This window comes from Pseudomonas sp. PDM26 (assembly GCF_019219185.1).
Lineage (GTDB): Bacteria > Pseudomonadota > Gammaproteobacteria > Pseudomonadales > Pseudomonadaceae > Aquipseudomonas.
Genome location: NZ_JAHUWC010000066.1, coordinates 1 through 291, shown reverse-complemented (window position 1 = coordinate 291; position 291 = coordinate 1). Strand labels below are relative to the sequence as shown.

Genomic DNA, 291 nt, shown 5'->3' with positions numbered 1-291 from the left:
GGTGAAGTCGTAACAAGGTAGCCGTAGGGGAACCTGCGGCTGGATCACCTCCTTAATCGACGACTCAGCTGCTCCATGAGCTCCCACACGAATTGCTTGATTCATTGAAGAAGACGATAGAAGCAGCTTTAAGCTCCAAGCTGATAGCTCCAAGCTAACAGTTGCGCGCTCGAAATTGGGTCTGTAGCTCAGTTGGTTAGAGCGCACCCCTGATAAGGGTGAGGTCGGCAGTTCGAATCTGCCCAGACCCACCAATTTTGTATGGGGCCATAGCTCAGCTGGGAGAGCGCC

Annotated in this window: 1 tRNA gene and 1 rRNA gene; both read left to right on the top strand. The window is 53.3% G+C overall.

From position 1 onward, the window contains the following. Nucleotides 1-55: ribosomal RNA gene (locus KW849_RS31125) — 16S ribosomal RNA — on the top strand; the annotation flags it as partial. A gap of 122 nt (nt 56-177) precedes the next feature. Next, nucleotides 178-254: transfer RNA gene (locus tag KW849_RS31120), tRNA-Ile, on the top strand. The last annotated feature ends 37 nt before the right edge of the window (nt 255-291 follow it).